At 70.2% G+C, this 9,879-nt stretch carries 1 protein-coding gene; it reads left to right on the forward strand.

Annotation, left to right across the window (positions count from 1 at the left end; genetic code table 11):
* Positions 1 to 9,879: non-ribosomal peptide synthetase (locus ACFPZN_RS54985; RefSeq protein ID WP_378293214.1), on the forward strand; the 9,879-nt coding region annotated here is incomplete at both ends.

The following is a 9,879-nucleotide window of genomic DNA, read 5'->3' on the forward strand; positions in this document are numbered from 1 at the left end:
CGGCGCCCCGACCGTCGCCGAACTGGCCCGAATCCTCGACAACGACCGGCCCGGCAACACCGGCGTCGCGCTCACCGCACGCCAACGCCCCCAGAACGTGCCACTGTCCTACGCCCAGCAGCGCATGTGGTTCCTCAACCGACTCGAAGAAGCCGGCGCGGGCGCCGCCTACAACGTCCCGCTCGCACTGCGCCTGTCGGGTGACCTGGATGTCGCGGCGCTGGAGACGGCGCTGGGGGATGTGGCCGACCGGCACGAGAGCCTGCGTACGGTTTTCCCCGAGAGCGAAGGGGCCCCACGTCAGGAGATCCTTGAGGGGCGGGAAGGCCGTCCCGGGCTCGTCGTCACCGAGATCGGTGAAGAGGAACTGGACGCGGCCGTCGCGAGGGAGGTCGGGCGAGGGTTCGACCTGCGCCGGGAGCTGCCCTGGCGTACGACGCTGCTAGTGCTGTCGCCGACCGAGTACGTGCTGATCGTGGTCGCGCACCATGTCGTCGTGGACGGCTGGTCGATGGGCGTCCTGGCCAACAACCTGAGCGTGGCGTACACGGCGCGGACGGCAGGGGCCGCCCCCGCGTGGGAGCCGTTGCCGGTGCAGTACGCGGACTACACGCTGTGGCAGCGCGAGGTGCTGGGCGACCTGGACGATCCCGAGAGTGTGATCTCGGCGCAGCTCGGCTACTGGCGGCAGGCGCTGGCGGGGATTCCGGAAGAACTCGTCCTGCCGCTGGACCGGGCGCGTCCGGCGGAGCCGTCCTTCCAGGGACGTGCCGTACCGATCCAGGTGACCGCGGAGACGCACGCCGCGCTCGTGGAGATCGCCCGGCAGCGTGGTGTCACGATGTTCATGGTCGCGCAGGCGGCGCTGGCGCTGCTGCTGGCGCGGATGGGCGCGGGGACCGACATTCCGCTCGGCACGGCGATCGCCGGTCGCGGTGAGGAGGGCTTGGAGAAGCTCGCGGGCTTCTTCATCAACTCGTTGGTGCTGCGAACGGATGTGAGCGGCGACCCGTCGTTCGCCGAGCTGCTGGAGCGGGTGCGCGAGACCGACCTGGCGGCTTTCGCGCACCAGGACCTGCCGTTCGAGCGGCTGGTCGAGGACCTCAACCCCGCCCGCTCGCTGGCACGGCATCCGCTGTTCCAGGTGATGCTGGGCGTCGACGCCGTCCCGTCGGCAGAGACCCCCTTGGACCTGCCGGGTCTGCACGCCCAAGCCCTTCCGCCGGACGAAACGCAGGTGGCCAAGTTCGACCTGTCGGTCACGCTGGCCGACCATCGGACCGAGGACGGCCTGCCCGCCGGCCTCGGCGGAGAGATCCTCTACGCGACGGACCTGTTCGATGAGGCGACCGCTCGGGCGCTGGCGGACCGGTTGGTTCGCGTTCTGGACAAGGTCGCGGCCGATCCGTGGGTGCGGGTCGGTGATGTGGAGGTGCTGGAGGAGGTCGAGCGGCGTCGGGTGCTGCTGGACTGGAACGGCACTGCCCAGCCGGTGCCCGATGCATCTCTGGCCGAACTGTTCGAGCGGCAGGTGGCCGAGTCTCCGGACGCGGTGGCGGTGGTGTTCGAGGGTGCGGAGCTGACCTACGCCGGGTTGAACGAGCGGGCGAACGGTCTGGCGCACGCGTTGATCGCTCGGGGTGTGCGGCCGGGTGATCTGGTCGGTGTGCTGATGGACCGCTCGGCCGATCTGATCGTCGCGTTGCTCGCCGTCGTGAAGGCCGGTGGGGCGTATGTGCCGCTGGAGGAGCGGCGGCGGGCGGTCGCAGCCGAAGCGGGCGTCTCGCTGGTCCTGACGGATGCGGATCTGACCGGGGAGTTTCGTGCGGACAACCCGGGTGTCCGCGTATCTGGGGATTCGCTGGCGTATGTGATGTTCACATCGGGGTCGACCAGTGTGCCGAAGGGCGTCGCGGTCACTCACGCCAACGTGGTTGCGTTCTGTTCCGATGGGCAGTGGCGTGATGATGTGTTGCGGGTCGTGTTGGTGCAGGCCAACCATGCTTTCGATGCGTCGACGTATGAGGTGTGGGCGCCGTTGCTGCGGGGCGGTCGGCTTGTCATTGTTCCGCCGGGTGAGGTCGACGCGGTTGAGCGTGGTCGGCTGATCGCGGAGCAGCGGGTTACGCATGTGGTTGCGGCGTCGGGGTTGTTCCGGGTGCTGGCCGAGCAGTCGCCGGAGATCTTCGCCGGTGTGCGGGAGGTGTTGACCGGCGGGGATGTGGTGTCTGCCAATGCCATCCGGGTGCTGTTGGAGACCCATCCGGGCCTGGTCGTGCGGACGACGTACGGACCGACCGAGAACACCGCGTTCACGACGCAGCTCGCCTTCACTGACGCCGAGTTGGTTCCGGTTCCGGTGCCGATCGGCTTCCCGATGGACAACACCCAGGTCTTCGTACTGGATGAGTTCCTGCGGCCGGTTCCGCCTGGCGTGACCGGCGAGCTCTACATCGCCGGTGCGGGGTTGGCGCGCGGCTACATGGGCCGGGCGGCTTTGACCGCGGAGCGGTTCGTGGCGTGTCCCTTCTCTTCCGGGCGCATGTACCGGACCGGTGACCTGGGCCGGTGGACGTCCGCCGGAGTCCTGGAGTTCGCGGGCCGGGCCGACGAGCAGGTGAAGATCCGCGGTTTCCGGATCGAGCCCGCCGAGATCGAGGCCGTCCTCGCCGCCCACGAGCAGGTCGGTCAGGTCGCGGTGATCGCTCGCGAGGACCGGCCCGGTGTGAAGCGGCTGGTCGCCTACGTCGTTCCCACCGATGAAGACACCGGCGCGGACGAGGCGGCGCTGCGAGCGCATGTCGCGGCGCGACTGCCGGACTATATGGTCCCTGCCGCCGTGATGGCGCTGGACGAGCTTCCGGTCACCGTCAACGGCAAGCTCGACCGTGCGGCGCTTCCGGCCCCCGACTTCGCCGGGCAGATCACCGGCCGAGGGCCGGCGACGGTGACCGAGGAGATCGTCTGCGGGCTGTTCGCCGAGGTCCTCGGGCTGGAGACGGTCGGTGCGGAGGACTCGTTCTTCGAGCTCGGTGGTGACTCGCTGCTGGCGATGCGGCTGATCGCCCGGGTGCGGGCCGTTCTGGACGTCGAGGTCAATATCCGTGAGTTGTTCGCCGCGCCGACGGTCGCGGGCATCGCTCGGCTGGCCGATGGCGAGCAGGCCGGTGGCACGCGGGCGGCTTTGGCGGTGCGGGCGCGTCCGGAGGTCGTGCCGCTGTCGTACGCCCAGCAGCGCATGTGGTTCCTCAACCGGCTCGAGGAGAGCAACGTCCGGGCCGCCTACAACGTCCCGCTCGCCCTGCGCCTGTCGGGTGATCTGGACGTCGCGGCGCTCGAGGCCGCGCTGGGGGACGTGGCCGATCGCCACGAGAGCCTGCGCACGGTCTTTCCGGAGACCGGCGGGGTGCCGCGGCAGGAGATCCTGCACGGTGAGGCGGGCCGGCCGTCGCTGACCGTCGTGCGGGTCGACGAGCGTGAGGCGGGCGGGACCGTCGCCGCCGAGATGGGCCGCGGGTTCGACCTCGGCCGCGAGTTGCCCTGGCGGACGACTCTGCTCACGATCTCGGAGTCGGAGTACGTGCTGGTCGTGACCGCGCACCACATCGCGGTGGACGGCTGGTCGATGGGCGTGCTGGCTCGCGAGATGGGCGTGGCGTACGCGGCGCGGCGTTCGGGGAGTGCCCCCGAGTGGGAGCCGCTGCCCGTCCAGTACGCCGACTACGCGCTCTGGCAGCGCGAGGTTCTCGGCGATCTCGACGACCCGGACAGCCTGATCTCCGCGCAGCTCGCGCACTGGCGTGAGGCCCTCGCGGGCATTCCCGAGGAGCTCGCCCTGCCGGTGGACCGTCCCCGTCCGGCGGAGGCGACCTTCCGGGCCGGCTCGGTGCCGATCGAGGTGGACGCGCGGACCCACGCCGGGCTGACGGAGACCGCCCAGAAGAGCGGCGTCACGATGTTCATGGTGACGCAGGCGGCGTTGGCGTTGCTGCTGGCGCGTTTGGGCGCCGGTACCGACATTCCGGTCGGTACCGCCGTCGCAGGCCGCGGTGAAGCCGTGCTGGAGGATCTCGCCGGCTTCTTCATCAACACGTTGGTGTTGCGGACGGACGTGAGCGGCGATCCGTCGTTCGCCGAGCTGCTGGGGCGGGTGCGGGAAGCCGATCTGGCGGCGTACGCGCATCAGGATCTGCCGTTCGAGCGGCTGGTCGAGGACCTCAACCCGGTCCGGTCCCTGGCGCGGCACCCGCTGTTCCAGGTGATGCTGACCGTGCAGAACCTCCCGCAGGATGAAGCTCCCATGGAGCTGCCCGGTCTGCGTGCCCGTCCGCTGGTCGAAGCGGAGGAGGAAGCGGCGTCGGCCAAGTTCGACCTCTCGTTTTCGCTGGCCGAACACCGGACCGCGGACGGCGCTCCGGCGGGGATGAGCGGGGGCATCCACTACGCCCGCGACCTGTTCGACGAGGCGACCGCCCAGGCCCTGGCGGACCGCATGGCGCGGGTGCTGGAACAGGTCGCCCGCGATCCACAGGTGCGGGTCGGTGATGTGGAAGTGCTCGGCGAGGCCGAGCGTCACCAGGTCCTGGTGGAGTGGAACGACACGGCCCGTCCGGTGCCGGAGGCGTCTCTGGCCGAGTTGTTCGAGCGGCGGGTAGCCGAGTCTCCGGACGCCGTGGCGGTGGTTTTCGAGGGCGCGGAGCTGACCTACGCCGAGCTGGACGGCCGAGCGAATGGTCAGGCGCATGCGCTGGTCGGCCGTGGGGTGAGGCCGGGTGATCTGGTCGGTGTGGTGATGGACCGGTCGGCCGATCTGATCGTCGCATTGCTGGCGGTGTTGAAGGCTGGTGGGGCGTATGTGCCGCTGGAGGAGCGGCGGCGGGCGGTCGCAGCCGAGGCGGGCGTCTCGCTGGTCCTGACCGATGCGGATCTGACCGGGGAGTCTCGTGCGGACAGTCCGGGCGTGCGCGTGTCGGGGGATTCGCTGGCGTATGTGATGTTCACGTCGGGGTCGACCGGTGTGCCGAAGGGTGTCGCCGTCACTCACGCCAACGTGGTCGCGTTCTGCGGGGACGGAAGCTGGACCGATGAGGTGGTCGAGCGGGTCCTGGTCCAGGCGAACCACGCGTTCGACGCCTCAACGTATGAGGTGTGGGTGCCGTTGCTGCGCGGTGGCCGCTTGGTGATCGTTCCTCCGGGGGAGGTGGATGCGGTCGAGCGTGGCCGGTTGATCGCTGAGCACGGGGTGACCAACGTGCATGCCACAGCGGGCTTGTTCCGGGTGCTGGCCGAACAGTCCCCGGAGATCTTCGCCGGGGTCCGGGAGGTCTCGACCGGCGGCGACGTGGTCTCGTCCGCCGCGATCCGGGCGCTGCTGCAACAGCACCCGGGCATGGTCGTGCGGACGACCTACGGGCCGACGGAGAACACCGCGTTTACCACGCAGGTCCCCTTCACCGACCCGGCGGCTGTTCCGGCCTCGGTGCCGATCGGTGCGCCGATGGACAACACCCGGTCGTACGTGCTGGACGGATTCCTCCAGCCGGTGCCACCGGGTGTGGTGGGCGAGCTCTACATTGCGGGCGCGGGTTTGGCTCGGGGGTATGTGGGGCGGGCCGGGCTGACGGCGGAGCGGTTCGTGGCGTGTCCGTTCGACGGCGGGCGGATGTATCGCACGGGTGACCTCGCCAGGTGGAGCGAGGCCGGAGTACTGGAATTCGCCGGTCGCGTGGACGAGCAGGTGAAGATCCGTGGTTTCCGGATCGAGCCCGCCGAGGTGGAGGCCGTGCTGGCCGCTCACGAGCAGGTCGGGCAGGCGGCGGTGATCGCGCGTGAGGACCAGCCGGGCGTGAAGCGGCTCGTCGCCTACGTCGTCCCGGCCAACGGCCAGTGCGACGAGGGCATGCTGCGTGACTTCGTGACGGAACGGCTCCCGGACTACATGGTCCCCGCCGCGGTGATGGTGCTCGACACCCTGCCGGTGACCGTGAACGGCAAGCTGGACCGGGCCGCGCTGCCCGCCCCGGACTTCGCGGTCGCGGTCACCGGTCGCGGCCCGGCGACACCGACCGAAGAGGTGCTGTGCGGCCTGTTCGCCGAGGTCCTCGGGCTGGAGACGGTCGGTGCGGAGGATTCGTTCTTCGCACTGGGCGGGGACTCGCTGCTGGCGATGCGGTTGATCGCACGGGTCCGGGTCGTCCTGGACGCGGAAGTGGGCATCCGGGACCTCTTCACGACGCCGACCGTCGCCGGTGTGGCGCGTCTGGCGGACGCCGACAGGGGTGGGGTACGGGCCGAACTGGCGGCGCGGTCGCGTCCGGAGGTTCTGCCGCTGTCGTACGCCCAGCAGCGGATGTGGTTCCTCAACCGGCTCGAAGAGGACGGCGCGGGCGCCGCGTACAACATGCCGCTGGCGCTGCGGCTGTCGGGTGATCTGGACGTCGCGGCGCTGGAGGCGGCGCTCGGCGATGTGGCCGACCGGCACGAGAGCCTGCGCACGATCTTCCCCGAAGCCGACGGGGTTCCTCGCCAGGAGATCCTTCACGGCACCGCCGGCCGGCCCGCTCTGCCGGTCACCCAGGTCGGCGAACGCGACCTGGACGACGTGCTGGCCGCCGAGATGGGCCGCGCGTTCGACGTGGAGCGCGAGCTGCCGTGGCGGACCCGGTTGCTCAAGCTCTCTGACTCGGAGTTCGTGCTGGTCATGGTCGCCCACCACATCGCGGCGGACGGCTGGTCGATGAGTGTGCTGGCCCGCGACCTGGGCACCGCCTACGCGGCGCGGAGCGCTGGCGGCGTTCCCGAGTGGGCCCCGCTGCCGGTGCAGTACGCGGACTACGCGCTCTGGCAGCGCGAGGTCCTCGGCGACCTGAACGACCCGGAGAGCGTGATCTCCACTCAGCTCGGCCATTGGCGCGAAGCCCTGGCCGACCTTCCGGAAGAGCTTGCCCTGCCGATGGACCGTCCCCGTCCGGCGGAGGCGTCCTTCGCCGGTGGGTCCGTGTCGGTGCGGGTGGACGCGGATGTGCACGCGAGGCTGGTCGAGATCGCCCGGCAGCGCGGTGTCACGATGTTCATGGTCGCGCAGGCGGCGCTGGCGACGCTGCTCGCCCGGACGGGTGCGGGCACCGACATTCCGATGGGCACACCGGTGGCCGGACGCGGTGACGCGGCCCTCGAAGATCTGTCTGGGTTCTTCCTGAACACGCTGGTCCTGCGGACGGACCTGAGCGGTGATCCGTCGTTCGCCGAGCTGCTGGACCGTGTGCGGGATGCGGACCTGGCGGCTTTCGCGCACCAGGACCTGCCGTTCGAGCGGCTGGTCGAGGACCACAACCCGGTCCGGTCCCTGGCGCGGCACCCGCTGTTCCAGGTCATGATGACCTTCCAGAACGTCCAGGCGGAGACGCCCTGGCTGCTGCCCGGACTGCGTGTTCGGCCGCTTCCGCCGCCGGACGGCGCGGAGGCCGCCAAGTTCGACCTGTCGGTCACCTTCGCCGAGATGCGTGACGAGCAGGGCGCTCCGGCCGGAATCGACGGCGGCATCCAGTACGCCACCGACCTGTTCGATGAGGCGACCGCTCAGGGACTCGCAGACCGGTTGACCCGGGTGTTGGAGCAGGTCGCGGCCGATCCGTGGGTGCGGGTCGGTGATGTGGAGGTGCTGGAGGAGGTCGAGCGGCGTCGGGTGCTGCTGGACTGGAACGGCACTGCCCGGCCGGTGCCCGATGCATCTCTGGCCGAACTGTTCGAGCGGCAGGTGGCCGAGACTCCCGATGCCGTGGCGGTGGTGTTCGACGGTGCGGAGCTGACCTACGCCGGGTTGAACGAGCGGGCGAACGGTCTGGCGCACGCGTTGATCGCTCGGGGGGTGCGGCCGGGTGATCTGGTCGGTGTGCTGATGGACCGCTCGGCCGATCTGGTCGTCGCGTTGCTCGCCGTCGTGAAGGCTGGTGGGGCGTATGTGCCGCTGGAGGAGCGGCGGCGGGCGGTCGCCGTCGAGGCGGGCGTCTCGCTGGTCCTGACGGATGCGGATCTGACCGGGGAGTCTCGTGCGGACAGTCCGGGTGTGCGGGTGTCGGGGGATTCGCTGGCGTATGTGATGTTCACGTCGGGGTCGACGGGTGTGCCGAAGGGTGTCGCCGTCACTCACGCCAACGTGGTCGCGTTCTGCTCCGATCGGGAGTGGCGTGATGATGTGTTGCGGGTCGTATTGGTGCAGGCCAACCATGCCTTTGACGCGTCGACGTATGAGGTGTGGGCGCCGTTGCTGCGCGGCGGACGGCTAGTCGTCGTGCCTGCGGGTGAGGTGGACGCGGTTGAGCGTGGTCGGCTGATCGCGGAGCAGCGGGTTACGCATGTTGTTGCGGCGTCGGGGTTGTTCCGGGTGCTGGCCGAGCAGTCGCCGGAGATCTTCGCCGGTGTGCGGGAGGTGCTGACCGGCGGTGATGTGGTGTCGGCCAATGCCATCCGGGTGCTGCTGGAGACCCATCCGGGCATGGTCGTGCGGACGACGTACGGACCGACCGAGAACACCGCGTTCACGACGCAGCTCGCATTCACCGAGGCGGGGGCCGTCCTGGCCTCGGTGCCGATCGGTGTGCCGATGGACAACACCCAGGTCTTCGTGCTGGATGAGTTCCTGCGGCCGGTTCCGCCTGGTGTGACCGGCGAGCTCTACATCGCGGGCGCGGGGCTGGCGCGCGGCTACATGGGCCGGGTGGCTTTGACCGCGGAGCGGTTCGTGGCGTGCCCCTTCTCTTCCGGGCGCATGTACCGGACCGGTGACCTGGGCCGGTGGACGTCCGCTGGCGTCCTGGAGTTCGCGGGCCGGGCTGACGAGCAGGTGAAGATCCGCGGATTCCGGATCGAGCCCGCCGAGATCGAAGCCGTCCTCGCCGGCCACGAGACGGTCGGTCAGGTCGCGGTGGTCGCTCGCGAGGACAGGCCCGGCGCGAAGCGGCTGGTCGCCTACGTCGTCCCCGCCGATCACGACGCCGGCGTCGATGAGGTGGAACTGCGGACGGGCGTCGCGGTGCGGTTGCCCGACTACATGGTCCCGGCGGCCGTGGTCTCGTTGGACGCTCTCCCGGTCACGGCCAACGGCAAGCTCGATCGGGCCGCCCTTCCCGCCCCGAACTTCGCCGGGCTGGTCACCAGCCGTGGCCCCGCCACGGCGGGCGAGGAGATCCTTTGCGGGCTGTTCGCCGAGGTCCTCGGCCTGGAGACGGTCGGTGCGGAGGATTCGTTCTTCGAGCTGGGCGGTGACTCGCTGCTGGCGATGCGGTTGATCGCGCGGGTGCGGGCCGTTCTGGACGTGGAGGTCAGCATTCGTGAGTTGTTCGCGGCGCCGACGGTGGCGGGTCTGGCGGGTCTGGCCGATGCTGGGCGTGGTGGTGCGCGGGCGGCTTTGTCGGTGCGGGAGCGTCCGGAGGTCGTGCCGCTGTCGTATGCCCAGCAGCGCATGTGGTTCCTCAACCGGCTGGAGGAGGCCGGGGCGGGCGCGGCGTACAACGTGCCGCTGGCATTGCGCCTGTCGGGTGACCTGGACGTCGCGGCGCTGGAAGCAGCGCTGGGCGACGTTGCGGACCGGCATGAGAGCCTGCGCACGGTCTTCCCCGAGACCGGCGGGGTGCCGCGCCAGGAGATCCTGCACGGCGAGGCGGGCCGGCCCCGCCTGACGGTCAGCGGAATCGACGCCGAGGACCTTGGTGGAACCCTGGCCGCCGAAGTGGCGGAGGGCTTCGAACTGAGCCACGGGTTGCCGTGGCGGGCGCGGCTTTTGGAGTTGTCGGGGTCGGAGTTTGTGTTGGTGGTGGTGGCGCATCACATCGCGGTGGATGGCTGGTCGATGGATGTGCTGGTGCGTGATCTGGGCGTGGC

It is taken from the genome of Actinomadura rugatobispora (assembly GCF_042656285.1).
Taxonomy (GTDB): Bacteria; Actinomycetota; Actinomycetes; order Streptosporangiales; family Streptosporangiaceae; genus Spirillospora; species Spirillospora rugatobispora.